15 protein-coding genes are annotated in these 19549 nt (G+C 44.8%); 1 reads left to right on the top strand and 14 read right to left on the bottom strand.

Translation table 11 applies throughout. From position 1 onward, the window contains the following. Positions 1 to 139: 139 nt before the first annotated feature. From RIG27_RS26620 to RIG27_RS26560, 13 genes are all read right to left on the bottom strand, one after another. Positions 140 to 919 (bottom strand): pentapeptide repeat-containing protein, encoded by a 780-nt coding sequence (locus RIG27_RS26620; protein ID WP_446350189.1) that lies wholly within the window; start codon positions 917 to 919, stop codon positions 140 to 142. Between the two features lie 129 nt (positions 920 to 1048). Continuing rightward, on the bottom strand, positions 1049 to 2053 hold the full coding sequence (locus RIG27_RS26615) for a zinc-dependent alcohol dehydrogenase family protein (RefSeq protein ID WP_446350188.1): 1005 nt from the start codon (positions 2051 to 2053) through the stop codon (positions 1049 to 1051). 316 nt (positions 2054 to 2369) lie between these two features. Further along, entirely contained in the window at positions 2370 to 3380 is a 1011-nt protein-coding gene (locus RIG27_RS26610) for an ABC transporter permease (RefSeq protein ID WP_446350187.1), read from the bottom strand. Between the two features lie 322 nt (positions 3381 to 3702). Beyond that, a complete protein-coding gene (locus RIG27_RS26605) occupies positions 3703 to 5859 on the bottom strand; it encodes a COR domain-containing protein (protein WP_446350215.1) in 2157 nt (718 codons plus the stop codon). Positions 5860 to 5946: 87 nt separating this feature from the next. Continuing rightward, positions 5947 to 7164, bottom strand: a complete 1218-nt coding sequence (locus RIG27_RS26600; protein WP_446350186.1) for an RNA-guided endonuclease InsQ/TnpB family protein — start codon at positions 7162 to 7164, stop codon at positions 5947 to 5949. Positions 7165 to 7252: 88 nt separating this feature from the next. After that, positions 7253 to 7753 (bottom strand): leucine-rich repeat domain-containing protein, encoded by a 501-nt coding sequence (locus RIG27_RS26595; RefSeq protein ID WP_446350185.1) that lies wholly within the window; start codon positions 7751 to 7753, stop codon positions 7253 to 7255. A gap of 103 nt (positions 7754 to 7856) precedes the next feature. Then, positions 7857 to 8009: a hypothetical protein gene (locus RIG27_RS26590; RefSeq protein ID WP_446350184.1), complete on the bottom strand. Its 153-nt coding sequence runs from the start codon at positions 8007 to 8009 to the stop codon at positions 7857 to 7859. Positions 8010 to 8293: 284 nt separating this feature from the next. Further along, positions 8294 to 8893 carry a DUF3037 domain-containing protein gene (locus RIG27_RS26585; protein WP_446350183.1) on the bottom strand — a complete coding sequence of 200 codons (600 nt, stop codon included), beginning with the start codon at positions 8891 to 8893 and terminating at the stop codon, positions 8294 to 8296. Between the two features lie 590 nt (positions 8894 to 9483). Then, a complete protein-coding gene (locus RIG27_RS26580; protein WP_446350214.1) occupies positions 9484 to 11085 on the bottom strand; it encodes an ABC transporter substrate-binding protein in 1602 nt (533 codons plus the stop codon). A 646-nt stretch (positions 11086 to 11731) separates the two neighbouring features. Then, on the bottom strand, positions 11732 to 12874 hold the full coding sequence (locus RIG27_RS26575) for an AI-2E family transporter (RefSeq protein WP_446350182.1): 1143 nt from the start codon (positions 12872 to 12874) through the stop codon (positions 11732 to 11734). A gap of 22 nt (positions 12875 to 12896) precedes the next feature. Beyond that, complete coding sequence (cobA, locus tag RIG27_RS26570; RefSeq protein ID WP_446350181.1) at positions 12897 to 13670, bottom strand: uroporphyrinogen-III C-methyltransferase; 774 nt, start codon at positions 13668 to 13670, stop codon at positions 12897 to 12899. Between the two features lie 536 nt (positions 13671 to 14206). Further along, entirely contained in the window at positions 14207 to 14815 is a 609-nt protein-coding gene (locus tag RIG27_RS26565; RefSeq protein WP_446350180.1) for a hypothetical protein, read from the bottom strand. Between the two features lie 207 nt (positions 14816 to 15022). Further along, entirely contained in the window at positions 15023 to 16696 is a 1674-nt protein-coding gene (locus RIG27_RS26560) for a GTPase (protein WP_446350179.1), read from the bottom strand. Between RIG27_RS26560 and RIG27_RS26555 the strand changes: the two genes are divergently transcribed. Further along, a complete protein-coding gene (locus RIG27_RS26555; RefSeq protein ID WP_446350178.1) occupies positions 16697 to 16903 on the top strand; it encodes a hypothetical protein in 207 nt (68 codons plus the stop codon). On the opposite strand, the gene RIG27_RS26550 is transcribed toward RIG27_RS26555, so the two are convergent. Further along, positions 16841 to 19414: a GTPase gene (locus RIG27_RS26550; RefSeq protein ID WP_446350177.1), complete on the bottom strand. Its 2574-nt coding sequence runs from the start codon at positions 19412 to 19414 to the stop codon at positions 16841 to 16843. The genes RIG27_RS26555 and RIG27_RS26550 overlap by 63 nt on opposite strands. Between the last annotated feature and the right edge of the window lie 135 nt (positions 19415 to 19549).

Genomic DNA, 19549 nt, shown 5'->3' with positions numbered 1-19549 from the left:
GCATGATAGTATATCGGGTAGTATCAGACAACCCGCAAGATGTAGGAGAACACGATAGTATAGAAACCTACAATAGGAATAATTTTAGGGGTTGACAATCAAGCATTTTAAGGCACTAAAGTGCCTACTACAAACAGGTCTATTTAGGAAATTTTTGCTCAGATGAGGCTAGGGCTTTAATCGTCTCGATTCCCCATTCGGCTAAGGGGTGATTTAGGGTGGCTAAATAGTCCCATCCTTGGCGATACATGAGCAGTAATTCAGCAAGATTTTGTTTGTCTTTGTCGTCACCAGCCGCTTGTCGGATAATTTCTGCTAATAATTCTGGCGAATTTAAGTTTAATGTCGTATCTTTGAGGTTAACTGCACTCAGGTTAGCACCAATGAAATTAGCCTCCTGTAAATTAGCACCATTCATATCTGCTCCACTTAAATTAGTGCCGACTAAACGCGCATGACTTAAGTCTGCTTCACTCAAATTCGCCGAGCTTAAATTTGTCAGACTCAATTCACTCCAACTGAGGTTGGCTTTATATAAATTGGTCTGACTCAAATCTGCGTTAATTAAGTTGGCATTGCTCAGATTCGCTCCGACTATTGTAATGCCAGTTAATTGAGCGCCGATTAATTGAGCGCCGATGAGTTTTGCCCCGCTGAGATTGGCGTTAATTAAGTTGGCTTCTATCAGGATAGCATCGGTTAAATTGGTGGCGACTAAGATAGCGCCACTGAGGTTAGTATTCAGGAATAGGGTTTGATTTAAGTTTGAGCCGAATAAAAGTGTGTTGCTCAAGTCAGCATGGCTAAAGTTCGCCTCTTGGAGTCTTTCAGCAATGAGTGTTGCACTCTGTAAGTTAATCCCCGAAAAGTTGCGTTGATTTTGGCTATATTGCTGAAGCAGTTGGTTCTCTTTGTCCATTTTTACTGATGATTGGTGTCTTGGTGTCAACTTAGGCTACAGCCCTCACCCCCAACCCCTCTCCCAAGCTTGGGAGAGGGGAGCAAGAGATGCTAATCCATCAAATTAGGTGTGCCGAGCTACTATTTTTTATGCCGTCTGCAAGGCGATTTTTCCAGTGGTTGATCCTGATTCTATAGCTTGATGAGCGCTAATGGCGTCGGGGAGGAGGAAAGTTTGACCGAGGTGAATATTTAGTTTGCCTTCATCTATCCATTGGGCGCATTGTTCGAGAATCTGCGTTTGGTGTTCCTGCGCCGCTACTAATCCTTGGAGTGTCGGCGTTAGCATGAGTTCTAAGCTAATCCGCAGATTTCGCGATCGCGCTGTTTTCAATTTCCCGATACTATAGTCAGGTTCGAGAATGGTGACCAAATCCCCGTAGACTTTCACGGCGGGAACGGTATCGTAAAAGGTTTGACCCCCCACAGTATCAAAGGCGACATCTACACCCTTTCCCTCTGTCCAATCTAATGCAGCTTGGGCAAAGTCGGTTTGTGGGTATAGAATAGGTTGGTCTGCGCCGAATTGACGCACTAATCGGGCTTTTTCTTGAGAACTTACTGTTGTACAAACATTAGCCCCTTTAATTTTGGCAAGCTGAATCGCAACATGTCCCACACCACCCGCACCGCCATGAATCAGCGCTGTTTGTCCGGCTTCTAAGCGCCCTCGGTCATATAAGGCTTCCCAGGCGGTAATTAGCACTAATGGCGCGGCTGCGGCTTCTGTAAAGGATAAGGATTGGGGTTTTCGGACGACCCAACGTTCATCCACAACTGTGAGTTCGGCATAATTCCCTGTACCCGATTTTCCTAATCCGCCCGCACAGAAATACACCTCATCGCCAACCTGAAATCGGCTGACAGCAGAACCCACGGCTTCCACAACACCCGCGCCATCACAACCTAAAATGGCAGGCATTTCTTCGGGATAGAATGTGCCACGGCTTCGCAGTTTGGTGTCGATGGGGTTAACGCCTGCGGCTTGGAGTCGCACTAATATGTCTCTATCGGTTTGCAGTTTCGGTTCGGGTACGTCCTGCAATTGCAGCACCTCTGGGTTACCCGGAGTAGTCATGACTACGGCTTTCATTTCTTTGTCCTTTGTCTGTTCTTTGTCATTTGTCCTTTGTCATTCGTCCTTTGTCAAGGAATAGAGAATTTTTTTCAAAAACGGTAACATGGAGATACAAAAATCTCCTTTAATGCCTGATAACTTATCTTACTTTTCACGGGAAGTCTAAAAACTATTGTAGAGACGCGCCATGGCGCGTCTGGGCGGGTTTAGTTACATCAGGTTGCAACCGAAAAGATAGTGGTGAAACTCGCCCCTACAGAATTCACACTCACTTTGCGTCACAGACTGTCAAAAGTCAGGATAACTGGTGACTTTAGCCTAGCATTACTCGCTATTTATATTTAATTCGCGGGTCAACTAACGCATAGGAAATATCAACTACAAGATTAACCAAGACAAAGATAATCGAGACGACAACAACTCCACCTTGTACCACAGGATAGTCTCGCGCCAAAATTCCTTCATAAATCCAGGAGCCAATTCCGGGCCACGAGAAGATGGTTTCGGTTAAAATAGCACCACCTAAAAGTGTACCAAACTGCAACCCAATTATCGTTACCACAGGCAATAGAGCATTTTTTAATCCATGGCGAAGAATCACCCAATGTTCGGGAATGCCTTTCGCCCTAGCGGTGCGAATATAGTCTTGGGATAGAACCTCTAACAGAGAAGAACGAGTAATCCGCGCTAAAATGGCTAAAGGAATTGTGCCGAGGGTTAAAGCAGGTAAAATCAGGTGAGATAGAACATCTTGCAATACGTTGATGTCTAATTTTAGAATCGCATCTAAGATGTAAAATCCGGTAATCGGTTGAAAGGTTAATCCTGCTTCAATACTAATTCGTCCACTGGGGGGAAACCAGTTCAAGGTAATGGCAAACAGGTAAATTAAGAGCAATCCTAGCCAATATACAGGCATGGAAACTCCCAGTAATGAGCCAATCATGGTTAGGTTATCGGCGGGACGATTCTTGTAAACCGCCGCTAAAACGCCAGCCGGGATTCCCAGAATGACGGCGACTATCATGGCGGCTAAGGATAATTCAAATGTGGCGGGAAAGCGGGTTTTAATTTCATCGATAATCGGAATACCGCTGATAATACTGGTGCCGAAGTCGAGATGGAGTAGATTGTTGATAAAGGTGAGGTATTGCAGGGGTAGGGGTTGATTTAAACCCAGTTGTTCCCGTAAGGCTTCTACCTGTTCAGGAGTCCCTCGTTCTCCTAGCATAACCGTTGCTGGGTCACCGGGGATTAGGTGCAGGAAGAGGAAGACTAACAGGGTAATACCGAGGAGAACAGGTAACAGGTTGAGTAGACGCTTGATGATATAGTGAGTCATCTTCGGGTTTAAAGTTTTTCACCTCAATTTTTTATCCTATAATGGTTTTTACGGTTAAAATGGGTACACAACCCACCAAATAAGCTGGGTCACGCCACTACATCCTTTATAAGAAGAGAGGCTTTGAATTCTCCCCCTTCCGTGCCAAAAAAGTAGGGTGGGCACTGCCCACCAGCCTTAAGTCGAATGTCGCTGACTTAAGCTGGTTTTGTAGTAGGCACTTTAGTGCCATAAGCGCTCGCATCGCTGACTACACACTCTAAAGTCAGTACCCTTGGGATTCGATTTGATATCAATTTTTCTAGATGGCGTAAAAAGTTAGCTAGAACTGCGGCATTTTCGACTGACGATTCTGATAGTGTTTTTCACATAACCAAAGATAGTCCCCGGTATAGGTGGGCAGTCGCTTAAGTCCCAATCTTTCATGATGGGAGTCTTCCTCATCTAAGAAAGAATGTAACGCCAAAATCCCCGAACGTTCCGCTTGACTGAGTAAGCCATCTCGCATCCCGGCGGTTCCATCAATCAGGAGTTTGTTATCGCTGAGAATCGTATTGGTTAACTCCTTCATCATCTCCAATTGAGATTGAAGATTACTGACTTTCATAAACTCTTCGCAAAAAAACATATTCGCGGCGGGTGCAGTAATTGGGGTTAAGGTTTTCAACACCCCCGCTATCAAATTAGCGTAGGGAGCAACTTTTTCCACCCACTCACGAGACGCTTTAAACTCATAAACGCCTTTATCGATATCATGGACAGGATGCTGACAATTCGGTTCCTCACACCACAAATGTAGCCGATACTTTTTACTCGTCAACCGTCGCCAGTTTCCCTCCCTCAGTTCCAGGGTAAATAGTCGCGGTCCCCGTTTAGATTCGCTGGCGACGGCTTGCATAATCCCCATCACAGAGTTGGCGATGCGGCTTTCAAATTCCTGTAGATTCTGCTGAATTTCAGTAAAGCCGCGCTCAACTTTAACTTCAATGCGACTTAATTGTTCTCTGGTGTCTTCCTCTTCTAAACCGAAGAGTAAATCAACTATTTTGTGGCGGGTGCGACAAAACTGACAGGGATAGTGAGTATCCCCTTCCTCCAGAAACTGGCGTAATGCACCAATTTCAAACCGTCCCATACAGGCTTTCCCTTGGTTTTTGGTGGGACAAGGAACGGCAAAATAATAACGACCTTCCAATCCGGGCCAAGTGTCAGAAATCAGCTTTTGTAGGGTTTGCTGAAGGATATTGGTAAAGTATTCGGGCCACACCGCCTCAGTATACAGATGAAGTTCTCTGTCTCGCAATTCCAGCATCGCCTCACCATGGGTTTTATTCCGCAGGAACATCCCCTTTTGCCAGTGTAATCGATGGATTTTCCCATCGGCTTCATGGCGTTGATAGATATAGTCATGGGTGCGAACAATCATCCAGGGAATTAGTCCCGGTGGCGATTCTTCCATCACACAAACGGTAGCAATTCGACGCCGATTATTCGCGGGTTCCTCCTCTGGTAGCCAGGGGAGATTGGGACGAATTTGGGGTACGTGTTGCGCGACTAAACTGGCGGTTCCATCTTCCAAACGGTAGGAGACATCGTATTTTTCCATCAGTCGCAGGAAGAAGGGATACAACTCTGAGGGATAGCGTGTTTTACCATCGGCTGGATTTTCCCACCATACCTCTAGTAATCGGTTATCCGATAAGATACCATCCATTTCTTGAGTTGTGCGGTCTTCTAGAACAAAACCAATGGCTTTGGTTAACCATTCTGGCTGTAATACGACATCATCCTGCAACCGTTCATCCTCACTGTAGTAGACGATATACCCTAAATCATGCATTAGGTCAGCCAGGGTTTTTGTGGCAATATCATTTAAACCATGAGCCGAGGAGACTGTGGTAAATTTTGTGTAGGAAATCCGAGGTTTATCGATTGCCAAGAGTTCATCCCGTGACTCTCGCCATGCTGTATTTAGCACCACTCCCATTTGGTCAAAGTTTTGAGCGGTTTCAGCAATGATTTGTTTGAGTTGTGTAATACCCACTTTTTCCCCAGTAGCGGGGTCATCGACTAAACTATCCACCTCATGAAAGCCAACAATCATGTCACCAAAATCACGTTTTAGGACTGGTTTATCAATTCGCGCAATATGTTGACCGGATTGGCAATAGGTCGAAACGATAATTACACGCGCTTCATCGCCAACTCGCATCTGTAGCAATTTTAGCCAGTCTTCCACTTGGCATTGCTGCACACCTCGGCGTGGTTCCCAAACGAGTAAGTAGACGGAACGTTTACTAAAGAAAAATTGGTGCGTGACGCGATAGACTTCCTGACCGCCAAAATCCCAAGCATTCAGTTTAATTTCAACGTTTTCTTTTTGGGGATGGGGTAAATGGAGCGCTTGAATGGCAATATCAACTCCATGAGTGGTTGGTTCATTGGTTTGAGGGTCTTTACCCGTTAGTGCTTTAAGCAGGGTGGTTTTGCCTACTCCCCCTTCACCAACTAAGACTAATTTTGCTTCTTGACACTCCCCCGGCTAAAAGCGCGGGGGATTCTTCGTTCATCCAATCACCTTAGAATATTGATTTTCATCAATACACCAGAGGGCGAGTTGTCCCGAAGCGTTTATCCAGTATTCCTGGAATGTTCCTGTATGCCCTACAGTACGAAGTGCTTCCTTGAGTATGTTTATCGCGGCATTCCAATCACGGTCTAAGACACATCCGCACTTGCATTTATGTGTTCGTGTTGAAAGTGCCTTTTTCACAACACAACTGCAATTGGAACAGTTCTGAGAAGTATAGTGTGGTTTGACGGCAACCGTCGCTACACCAAACACTTTGCCAAAATACTCAAGCCAACATCTAAATTCTGACCAAGCCGCGTCTGAAATCGATTTGGCTAGGTGATGGTTTTTGACCATATTTCGTACTTGCAAGTCTTCATAAGCTACCAAGTCGTTAGACCGGACTACGCACAATGCAGTCTTTACCGCAAAGTCTTTACGCTGCCTACTGACTTTCAAATGCTTTTTGGCTAACTTTTGCTTAGCCTTTTTGTAGTTGTTAGATTGTGGTTGACCTTTCTTAAACTTCTTGGATACTCGTTTTTGAAGTCGTTTCAGTGCTTGGTCTGACTTTCTCAAGAATCTCGGATTGTCAACTGTCTGACCATCTGAGTCGGTATAAAAATGGTTTAAACCAACATCTAACCCTACGTTGTGACCTGTCGGAGTCCTATCTTCAGTCCTGTCATGGTCAATACAGAATTGGGCATAGTATCCATCGGCACGGCGTACTACCCTAACTCGCTTTATCTGATTTAGTTGATAGTAGTTTAAGTCGCGAGTACCGTAGAGCTTGAATTCTCCGGCTTTAAATCCATCGGTGAATGTGATTGAGTCACGATTCTCTGATAGTTTCCAGCCAGATGTCTTATACTCTACGGAACCATGATTAGGACGGTTTTTCTTGTACTTGGGGTAGCCTTTGTTCCCCTTAATCTGGTTTTTGCAGTTATCAAAGAATCTTGAAATAGCCGCCCAAGCACGCTCGGACATGGCTTGTCGAGCCTGAGAGTTTAATTTCCCCGCCCAGGGAAACTCTTTACTTTTACCAAGAATCGTACAATACTTGGAAAAATCATTGCGGGTCTTAGCCTGACCATCTTCCCAATATTTAAGGCAAGCATTACGGATAAACAGACCAGTACGAATGGCTTCATCAAGCCTTCTGTACTGATACTCTTTCCCTTTTAACTTACCCTCGTAGACAATCATTTTACCGCGTTGAGATTATGGTAGAATCATAACACAAGCTGATTAGCACTCGCAACTAAAGTTGCTGTGCTGGACGCATCGCTCGGTTTCATCCCTCGGATAAATCGCGAGGGCTTTCACCATCGCTTGTCCGGTAAAATTCTTCGCGTTGGTCGGGTTGTTGTATACTTCTTAAATAGGCTTTGAGTTCGTCTAGTCCGCTTTGATATGCACTTTTGACAACAGGGTTGAGAGGATTATTATCTAAATCCAACTTTTGCAGGTTAGTTAATTGAGCGATGCATTCCGGTATTTCTGTTATTTGATTTCCCCCTAAAAACAGCCATTTGAGATTATTTAATTGACCCGTTAAATCATGTATATTTGTTATTTTGTTTCCATCTAGAAACAGCCATTTAAGATTATTTAATTGACCAATACATTTCGGTATATTTGTTATTTTATTTTTAGACAAATACAGCCATTTAAGGTTGGTTAATTGACCGATACATTCCGGTATCTCTGTGATACCTTTCCCCGATAAATCCAGCTGTGTTACTCCTTCACGGGCTGCCTTATCAATAATTTCGACTAATTCTGCTCTATCCATCTTCCTCTGTCTTCCTCACTCAAAGCCACCCGAAAAGAATTATGGCATCTCTTCACTTGGCACAACTCAAGCTAGTCTCTCGCAGCTTTCCACCTCTACCACCTTAACCGATAAATTCGGTAATGGGAATCTTCCCCGTTACGCGCCTTCGAGTCTTCCCCAGCACCGATAATACCGAGTTGCGTTCTATTATGTCATTCTGAGCGAAGCGAAGAATCTGGATAGATGCTTCGCTACACTCCGTTACGCTCAGCATGACAAATTCTATCTTAGACTGCAACTTGGTATAAGACCCAATTGCCGAGTAAACTGTTCGGTTCGCCGGAATTTAGAAAACCTCTATCCAAACCTCTCTCCTGCTCTTGAGAGGCTTTGATACCGAGTTGTGTTCTAATATGTCATTCTGAACGAAGCGAAGAATCTGGATAGATGCTTCGCTACACTCCGTTACGCTCAGCATGACAGATTACCTCTTTGACTGCAACTTGGTATGAATTCTCCTCCTTCCGTAGCCAAAAAACGAAGCATCCTTTTATTTTCTCAAATAAACTCCATCGTTGTAGTGTCTATAGGCTTAAGGTGATCCTTGAATATTTTTTTTACTAGATCTTTTGCTCGATCTCCAAGAACCTTCTTAATTTTCCTTCTGGTCATTTGAACTGCAAAAGCGCGATCGCGCGGCTTTGGCTTCTCCGGTGGCTCAAGTAAACAGGTATCAGCAATATCTACTAAAAGGCTGTCTACATCGTCTAGAGAACCACGCGGTTCAGTCAACTGAATGCTATTAAACCAATTCTGAGCGACTCTGATTAAACGTTCCTGCTTGGGAGTCTCATTTGACGAATCCCCCGGAAGCAATAATCCATCAGCAGCCGCATCCTCCATGCGACTAGCGAAATCTTTGAGGAAATGAATATCTTCCATTCCAAAGCGTTTTACCCGTTCCCAATGGCTTAAAAACCGAACACGCACCCGATCATCATCAAAGGCAAGCACACCAATATTGATCCGCTCATCAGCAATCGGATTGGGAACGTATTGGACGATACTGTATCGACTAACCATTGCTCTTGCCTTCTTTTGATACCCACTATTCACTAGATACCACTTGGCTCTTTCTTCCTCCTTCGCTACTGACATTTCCTTCCCCTTGACTCAATGTCGTTTCACCTCAATTTGTCAACTTATAATAAGTTAAACTATTCTTTCCCCCAGAACGGTTTAATTTTTTCAATCAGAGTCTCGTCTCAACAAAACGTCATAATTGCTCGTTTTTTACCTCTTTTTGGGAAAACGCTACGATTTTTCAGGGGTTACAGCGATTGTGAGAGGCTTGTGCGGTTTTCATGTATACTATCTATGGTGGGTTTTTTGTGGGCAAAATTAATTTTGACACAGCTAAATCCCTTGAATAATCGTAAAACTTTGTATAATTCATAGTTTTCGCCTCACCCCCCATGTCTCGTTGGATGCATGTATTTTTTTTAACTTTAGATAAAAATTATGACTGAGTATTGACAAAAACACAGATGACACAGAAGGGATGATGCAGACAGAAGCCTGAATAGTGAGAGACACAGATTGACACAGAGAATTCAATAATTTCCTCAAAAATTTAATCATCTTTTTCGTTCAAGTCAATCTACAAGAGTAATAGGGATTGAGTGAATTAAGGGTTTATGGTCAACGCTATACTTTTAATGGCGAAGACAGCGCAACTACAAGCGCAACTAAAAACCTTGGCTTATTGTCTCAAAGGGTTCTGAACCTAAGGGACTGGGTGTCCACCCAGTAACCGTTTTGCGTTTGGCTAATAAGGGTTGGGAGTGAACGATGGGTAATCGGATGGCTTCTTGGGCTAAAATTTCATCGATTTGGGCATAAATTTGAGTTCGTTCAGCTTGATCAGTTGTCGCCCTTCCCTGTTCTAAAAGCTGGAGAACGTCCTCATTTTTCCAGCCGCCTAAATCCTCGGTTGCGCCGGGACCAAAATGGGCATAGTAAAAGTTATCAGGATCACCATAATCCCCTGTCCATCCCAACATAAAAGCCTGAAATCCTGGTGATTTTCGCCGATCCTCTAAATAGGCAGCCCAATCTTTGGTTTGTAAGTTGACGTTAATGCCGATCGCACTTAATTCAGCGGCTATCGCTTCAGCGATGGGTTTGGGTGTGGGAAAATAGGGACGACTGACGGGCATATACCACAAATCTAGGTCAAAGCCATCAGGATACCCGGCATCAGCGATCAGTTGTTGGGCTTGTTGGGGATTGTAAGAATAATTGATAATTTGCTCAGACTGATACTCCGAGAGAGACGATGGGGTAAAATGATTATCATGTTGACCCAATTCTCCCCAGAAGGCGGGGACAATTTCTGAGGTGTTAATAGCTTGCGCGATCGCACGACGCACCTCTACCTTAGAAAGGGGTTCATAGCTGGGATTTAGCGCCAGATAGCCGACGTTAAATGAGGGACGAAATACGGCGTCTAAATTGGCATCATTTTCAATTTCTGGGAGTTGATCGGGGGATAAATCTACCGTAAAATTAATCGTACCCGCCCGTAATTGTGCCAACCGTGCTGACGGATCAGTAATAAAGCGAATCACCACCTGATCAGACTTCGGTAAATCCAGTTTCCAATAATTCGGATTCTTTTCCAGAACAATGCGATCGCCAGTCTGCCATTCTTTAAACATAAACGGTCCCGTCCCCACTGCCAAGGATGCCGGAGTACCATAATCTGCCCCAGCTTGTTTAATCGCATCGGGACTGGCAATCCCAAAATAACCCGAAGCTATCGCCGCGCCAAATGCGGCAAACGGTTGCTGAAGGATAAACTCAATCGTATTATCATCCACAACCACAATATCTTGCAAAATTGAATCCGGACTTCCCTTATATCCGCCAAACAAATTCGCCCAAATCTCATAATTTTTCCCCGCATCCCGATAGCCAAACTCACTGTCGGGATTCCACCAACGCTCTACATTAAACCTTACCGCTTCAGCATTAAAATCACTACCATCATGAAATTTAACATCCTCGCGTAGCTTAAACGTCCACGTCTTCCCATCCTCAGATACTGTCCACTCCGTCGCCAACCCAGGTTCCAACTCAGTCGTTCCCGGTTTAATACCCAGCAGCGTATTGTAGATTTGATGCTGAACAACAATCGAATTACCATCCGTAATATTCCCCGGTTCCAAATTCACCGGTTGTCCACCGGAACCATAAACCAGCGTATCCGCCGGAATCGCGGAACTCTCGCTAGTTTGGCTAGAAGGAGTATCACAATTCGCCAACCCTAACGCCAAAGCCAAGCCCATAATAACCAACAGAATAAACCGAATCAGCGATCGTTTAGGCAATGCGATCGCACCGATGTTCGTAGTAAGGGCTTTAGCCCTAGATCCGATGTTCGTAGTAAGGGCTTTAGCCCTAGATCCGATGTTCGTAGTAAGGGCTTTAGCCCTAGATCCGATGAAGTTGTTTGGGGTCAACTGGCGTGATCCAACTCAAGTAGTGGAATAAATATTACATTATTTTGGGCGCACGTCAATCATCCGTATCAACTTAAGGTAAAAATAAGAACAGGTAGAGCTTTTTACCCTCATCCCCTAACCCCAACTCCGGACCCCCCTCGTTCCCCCCTACCCCCCTCATTCCCCCCTACCCCCCTCATTCCCCCCTACAAGAGGGGGGAGGACTAAGGATGCGGGAGCTTTTTTGGCAAGGGGGGATGACTAAGGATGCGGGAGCTTTTTTGGCAAGGGGGGATGACAGAGGATGCGGGAGCTTTTGTTTCCTTGGAGAAGGGGAATTGGAACAATTAATGAAGAAAAATGTAGGTGGCTACGCCTGCAATATAACACCTTTCTTGCTCCCCTCTTGCTCCCCTCTCCCAAGCTTGGGAGAGGGGCTGGGGGTGAGGGCTTTCTAGCTTAAGTTAATACCAATCACGTCAATGCGCCCCTACACATCTTGAACCAACTCAGGCGATGGAATCACCTCAATATTCCGATCCTTTCTCGCCTTTCTTACCTCAATCAACGCCTCCTTCACCACAACAGCCGTGGGTACCGCCACAATCACCGCCAACAATCCCCCCACTCTTACCCCAATTAACAGAGAAATAAACACCCAAAACGGATTTAATCCCGTAACACGACCAAAAATTCTCGGCGCTAATAAATTTTCCACAAGTTGCTGAAAAACCACCGCCACTGCTAATACTTGAACCCCCAAACCAATATCTCGCAAAGCCACAAGTAGCGTCACTAAAGCTATCCCCACCGAACCGCCAAAGGGAACCAGTGCCATAACTCCAATTGTAAAGCCAAATAACAACCCAAACGGAACTTTAAGCAAGACAAATAGCGAAATTAACCCCGACGCCATACAAGTGGCAATAATAATCTGCCCGATAAAATAGTTTTGGAAGCTTAACCGTAGGGTATTTGACGCCGATTCCTGGACGTTCTTGGGTAACCATTCAATTAAACTACGCCAGACTTCACGACCATGCTGAAGTAAATAGAATGTGGAAATAATCGTTAATAACACATCCAAAACCTTAGTTGCCGTAAACACCGCTAAATTTAGAGTTATGTTCAAGGTTTGAGAGGCAATAACTTGCAGTTGTCCCTTCAAGCGGTCATTGATTTGAATAATTAAACCATCCAGGCTAATCGGTAAGTTTAAATCTTCCAACCTGTGATCCAACATTATCAACTGGCGCCGCCCGGAATCGAACCATTCGGGTAAACGACTCACCAATTGTTGGGCTTGAGTAATCACCAAGGGAAACAGCGTCACGCCAATCGCAAACAACAGCAATAGCGCCACTAAAAACACGAATAACCCGGCTAATCCTCGCTTAATTCCCAGGGTTTCTAACCAGCTTACCGGATAGTTTAATAGGAACGCTAACAGGGAAGCCGCTAACACCGTGACCAGTAGGGATTGAAAATAGGCGAAAATTTCCGAAAATGCCCAGGCATTCAACACCGTCAAGGGTGCAGCCAAGGCGATTACCAATAACCGTGATGGGAGAGTTAAGGACTCCCACCAGCGCATTAATCTGTTTTTGGGTGTGGATGACCCGGAATTGACCATCTATTTCCACGATGCAGTGATCCTAACTAAGAATTATAGGTTGGCATTGGCTCAAAATTTGCTGTAAATTAACCACATCACCAATAACCGCGATCGCAGGGGCTTCAAATCCAGTGGCGTCCACTTGCTGCACAATGGTGTCCAGGGTGCCGACTAAGTAATCTTGCTGTGGTGTAGTTCCCCAGCGAATTAAAGCCACGGGGGTGTCTGGAGAACGTCCCGCCGCGATAACGTGCGCCACGATATTGCCCAGATTATGCACCCCCATATAGATTACAATCGTTTCACTTCCCTGAGCGATCGCCTGCCAATTAACTTCAGGGCGATACTTACCCACCGCTTCGTGTCCGGTGACAAAGGTAATGGATGAACTATACTGTCTATGGGTCAGGGGAATTCCTATGTATGCAGGTGCTGCAATCCCAGAGGTAATACCGGGAACCACTTCCACCGATACACCCGCCTGGATTAAATCCTCCATTTCTTCCCCGCCGCGCCCAAAGACAAAGGGATCACCCCCCTTAAGGCGCACCACAACGGCATGGGTTTTGGCTTTTTCAATCAGCAACTGTGTGGTTTGTTCCTGGGGTAAGGAATGACGCCCCCGCCGTTTTCCGCCATTAATTTTTTCCGCATTGGGGTTAATCATTGCCAAAATAGGCGCACTGACTAAAGCGTCGTAGATTACCACATCGGCATATTCTAACAAGGTTTTACCTTTCAGGGTAAATAATCCAGGATCTCCGGGACCCGCGCCGACTAAATAGACTTTACCGAGATAGTTAGGTTGATTCATGACCCTTCAATAAAACCATTTATTTCAATTAATCTATGCGCTCATGTTCCAGGCTTAAGGATCTCATAAGTAGGTTGGTGGAAATAAACTCAACTATGTTAAGTGATGTAAATAGACCTCTTTCCCCTGACAAAGGACAAATGACAAAGGACGTAGCTTGCTTGGAGCGAACGCGAGTTCCCCACCGCCCGCCTTTTATTGTGCCGACCTACTTATCTCATCCTTCATCCCTATAATCTATGGGGACTACCCAATTCATCTCGTTACTTAGGATACATAATCCGCACACAAATGACATTTTTACATATCAACCATGCGACATTAACATTTATCACCGAACATGATATTACAAATCGGTCAGCCATCTCGCTTTTGTGAGCATTGAGCATAAAGGTCAAAACCGTTTCTTCTGTGGTAAGCCACATTCCGCTTTAATCGCCGTGGCAAAAGTATTAGTGGTGAGGCAGGGCGGGTTTTGTTGTTCCGTTAGTTCTGAGTCGGGCGGGTTTTAACTCCTAAACCCGCCCCTACGGTTGTCAATATGTTTCGTAACTATCCACAATAAATTGGAAAATGCCAAGCAGTTTTTCCAGTTCATTGATGTAATATCGCTGGTTATCCACAAAAACACAACTGCCCTCTAGCTTCAAAAATTGCCAGTCTTCTCCCGTAGTCACACAGCCGTAAATCCCAGTAATTGAGTTATCTTCTAGCTCATTGAAGCGTTGCGCTCCCAACATTTGAGCAATGCACTGACCTAAACCCCCTTTAATATCGCTTTTCTTCGCTTCTACCAAAGAAATAATCGGAGCCTGCATTGTCAGAGAAACCGGACTTTTAGCCAAGATAAAATCACATTCTCCTTTCAACCCCTGTTCCTCGTCTACATCGAGCTTTTCGCCAGAATAGATAGATAGTTTATTCGGATTTCGTCGCTCTAGCTCAATTAAAATTGGGGCAATAATAAATTCTGATCTTGCTTTTTCACTGGACGAAGCCAGGGCTAACTTAAGGCTGTAGCTAAGGGTTTCCTCTAGCCAGTTACTTGGTTCTAAAGTAGCAACATTACTGAAAAGCTGAACAGATTGTTCTGTTAGTCCAAAGACCTTTTTGACCTGATTCAATGAAAAATCGCTGTATGCCATAGTAGCAATTCAGAACTAATATCAATAATTATCTGACACCGCGACACAGCCTACATTTAGACAAGGGCGAGTCGAGACAGGTTAATTCTAACACCGCCTACGATGAGCAGCGACTCGCCCCTACAACCAACCGCGATAATTGCCCCAATTTATCTACGTAAAAAGGAGGTAAATTATTGTATAAAAATTAATTCAACGTTACACCTATCACCCGCCCCCCGTTCCTGGGAAAGCCGAGGAATTGGCTGTCGCCTTGCTAATATACTGCAAAATTCGCTCAAAGTCACGACGAATTTCAGCTAATTGTTTCACCTCTTTATTAGAACCCGCGATCGCGTCTAGTTCCTGCTGACGTCTGACACTAATCTGTTGCTCAATTTTTCGATAGGTTTGTTGTTCTACAGTCCAGAGTTGAAGATTAATTTGATTCTCTAGATGTTTAGCAATTGCCTTAAATTGACTGGTAATATAACGGATAATATCGTTCATTTGCTTTTCTCTATCCGCTGGGTATTCCCCAGTATCTGGTTCAGGTTTTTCCGAGAAAATGATTGTTGCCGAACTTAAGAAGTGGGAAATATGGATAATTGGAGTCATCGCTTCTACCGACTGCCAAGGTTTAACTTGAAACTCGGCTAAATTTTGGGGATAGTCTTCTGACATTGCCTTAACGGTATCCCTAAAGGTTTTCAGCCAATACAATTGACGATGGATATGTTGTGACTTTTTAGAATTACCTGGATTGTGATTATCCGGTTTAGCCTGTTCCCACGATTCCAGTAATAGTTGCACCAGATTTCCTTTTAGTATTGTTACGATAGTTTGGTGTAGGGATATCATCGCCTGGTTTAGAGTATTGGTTATTTTTTCGCCGGCTTGTTCATAATGGTTTTGGATATTCAGTTCAGTTCGTTGAGTCAATTGTTCAAAGTTCAGTTGACTACCCAAGGCTACTTGCAGGATATCGCCTTCTTGAGTAATCGTAGCAGATAGGTGCAGAATTATCCCCTGAATTTTAGTCCGCAGGCGATCGCGTTCTTGGTGTAGACTACGAGTTAGGCGGGTGAGTAGTTCTAAGAATAAGGAGTCTTGGGGAGTAGTACGACTGATATCAAATTGCGCGTCATCTACACAGCTTAAAGCGATGCGAATCGGGGTATCAAAGCGAGTCAAATACCCTCGCTGTTCGACCCAGGTATCCAATGTCTGAATGAATGTGGAAAAACGACTCACGTCTCTGAGAAATTTATCCCCAGAATCGATTCCTTCACAGTAGTCTTTGGCATCGATAAAACAGATCGGAAATTCATCCAGATTATAGGGATGTAAAGCTTCAGCTAAACTGCGGCGGTAGTTCACCATTTTTTCACTATCCTCACCCGCTTCCTCGGACATTTTATTAATCACCAGCATCATTTTCCAGCGATAGCCCTGATGGTAGGCTAACTGCTTAAAATTTTCCACCGTTATCGCGTCAAACAGCATCGAGGTGAGACAGAAAATCACCAAATCTGCTTTCGCGATCGCGCTATAGGTTATTTGATCATGATCCTGCCGTTCTGTAAAGAGTCCAGGTGTATCAATGACCTCAATTCCCTGCCAATTATAACGGCTGATCTGCTCCGTTGTAATATCGGAATGAATGGCAATATCTCGTCGCCCTGTCAACGCCGAAATCAGGGTAGATTTTCCCGCCCCATATTGTCCAACTACGACAACACTCAGCATTCCCTGATGGCGATAGGTATTAAGTTCCTGGCGTAGTTTTTGACGAATTTTAGTTAGAGGCGTTCGATTTATTTTCGCCAGGTATTTGTCAAATTTCATACAAGCTGTCGTTAACTTAGATGCGACAACCGCTGATTTAAATTGATTTGTCATTTGTCATTTGTCCTTGGTCATTTGTCCTTGGTCATTTGTCATTTGTCATTTGTCATTTGTAATCCGCTCCCCCTGCTTCCCCTGCTCCCCCTGCTTCCCCTGCTCCCAGACGTAGCATGCTACGTCTCTACATTGCTCCCTGATCTACTGAAGCCGATGCATCAACACATCTTCTTGCAAAATCCGATTAATTTCCTGGCTGTCTAGATGATATCGGACTTGAAATTTAGTTTGAATATCAATCTGTTTAGCAAACTCCCGTTTCACTTGGGTAACTGTTTTATTAATTCCGGCTTCAGTTAAGGGTTCATAGTGGCTTTGACACCAATCAACAATCCGCTTGCTATACGCCAGATTAAGCAAATTAATCGTCTGGCTGAGTTGTTGCTGCGGCTGATTAAACTGCTGAGAAATTAGCTCAAACTCTTGAATCAGCCCCTCGATATACCGCATAATGCTCCCCGCTGCATGGCGATAATACTCGCGGAAATTATTAGCTACTTGTTCCTCAATTTGGCGCTGACTGGCTCTGATTTGAGGGGCTAATAACTTAGACAACCGTTGAACGGCAAAATGGCGTTTTTGTTCGCGGGTTGTAAAAATACCTAAAATGCTATTCAGCACAACTGCTCCCATCATCACCGTTTTGTTCACCGGGGGACTAAAATGAGTCACCGGGGTTTGGGAGAGTCTCAAGAAACTCCCGCCAATTTGTGCGGCATTATCACTGTACAGATCAGCAGGATTCGGAAAAAATTGGAAATCATGCCCACCACTATGAGCCATTAATTGTAAATCGGTTCCCAGTTCAGATAAAGCAATTTCTACATCACGATTGAAGTTTTGCACCGTCGTTTGATAGGCATATTGCAGGCGATCATCAATTTGCAGCGCTTGCAGTTTATAGTCCCAATTTTGTTTCAAGCTTTCCTGACTGAAGTTCCAATTGGATTCAGCAAAATCCGGTAAACTATTGAAAACATCTTGAAAAATGCTGCCAATTTGATACTGGAGGAATTCCAGATGATCCTTACCCGCCGTTTTGATTTGCGCCTGCAAGGTTTCCCGTTGACGGGTGAGAGTAGCACTCAATTGTTGATAGCTTTGACGTTTCTGACTCATCCAGTGGTAGGGGCGTTCAATTGTCCCCACAGTCGAACCCAGAAGCGTTTGCGATCGCCGAATCGCGCCATGCTTAACTAGGGATTCGCGGATGGAGTCTAAAAAGTCCTGGATGCGGCTGGCTTTGAGTAGTTTATCCTGATTAGCTTGGTGTTCGGGTTCGCTTGCCATTTGCGCCGCCAGCAGCATGACGGGAATAATATCAAAATAGTCGTTGGCATAATGGTTTTGGGCATAGCGACGGATGCGAGCGATATGTCCGCCAATCCCACTACTTCCTTCTAGGGTAAAGAGTTTATCGGGATTTTTTAAGAAATAGTCTAAGCGACGCGGATCACGCAGATTATATTTCAGGTTGAGCAGAATAATTAAGGGTTTTGCCTTGGCTTTTAACTGCTGCAAGAATTGAAACTCGGTTTCTTGGATGCTGTCATTAGTGACGACATAACAAATGAGATCGGATTCTTCAATCACACTTTCGAGAATTTCCTCTTCTGTTCTCCCCCCTGGTGCGCCAATTCCGGGGGTATCGATAATGCGAATATTTTTCCAATCATACACTCGATTAAAGCGAGTCGTGCGTTGTCCTCCACTACCAATCGCTTCCCAGCCTTCACCAATAATAATCGCATGGAGGGTACTTTTGCCGACTTTGGTTTTTCCCATAACCGCCAGACTAAAATGGTGCAAGGCGCGTTGTTTTGCCCAGAGGGATTCACGTACAATATTCAGTTCTTCTCCAATTTCGGCGGCTAGGGTTTGTTGGGTTTGGTTGAATTGATTGATCAGTTCTTGCGTGGTTGTGGTTGGGTTCGTCGGCTGCTGATGAATGGTTTTCTGGAGGTTTTCTAGGGTGAGTTTTAGGGTTTGATTTAAGCCGATTAACGTGGATTCCGTATCCGTGAGTGCGGTTTCAGTGAAGCGATAATTTTCCCCAGCGATAATGCTATTGCGTTGTACCGCTTCTTCGTAGTCGGGTCCAGCTAAGAGGATTTGCCGTTGTAATTGAACAATGCGGCGTCCCAGAGTTTCGGGGGCGAAGGTGGCGAGTTTGGCGATTAAGGTGCGGGATAAGATAGACTCTGCACCCATGAGTAAAATCGCGCTGAGTGAGAGTTTCTCGGTGTGAGAATCCCTGTCTTTTTTCCGGTTGGCTTGCAGGGTTTGGGCTTGAGTCACCATCTGTTCCACCTCTGTCGCATCCCAGTGCCAAATCTGTGCCACCTGTGCGATCATTTGCCGTTCCAGAGGGGAAAAGAGTCCATCTACATAAGCCAGCGCCAGGAGTTGCTGCATCGCTTCCTGTTGCTGTTCGGGGGGGATTTGCTGGGCGATGTTCTCGACAGGGAAGAGGGTTTTCTCTTGGGCGAGAATTTTCTCCATTTCTTGGATAGTCTGTTGTCCCACCTGAGTTTGATCTGCCAACTCATGCAAGAGTTTCGACTCTTCCCGATGAATTTGGCGATCAGCACAAACCAGATGGGTGAGTAAGAGAAAGGAGTAGTCGAGGGATGCGCTAGCCATGGGAGTGGTGTTGGGTAGGGTTACCTGGGGGTAAATGCTGGGGGTTAGGGATACCATGATATCGGAAAGCACAATAGGTTCTCCTATACAGTTCCCAGCGAAAGCGATCGCGAACCGGATGCTTTGACTGCAAACGCACCGAGGGGAGATGGCTAAACGTGAAAATGGTTATCTTACACCAAGCCAATTAATTTGATGGAATTACCA

The organism is Coleofasciculus sp. F4-SAH-05 (assembly GCF_040222985.1).
Classification (GTDB): Bacteria; Cyanobacteriota; Cyanobacteriia; order Cyanobacteriales; family Coleofasciculaceae; genus Coleofasciculus; species Coleofasciculus chthonoplastes.
The sequence above is the reverse complement of the archived record's forward strand: the minus strand, read 5'-3'. Positions and strand labels throughout refer to the sequence as shown.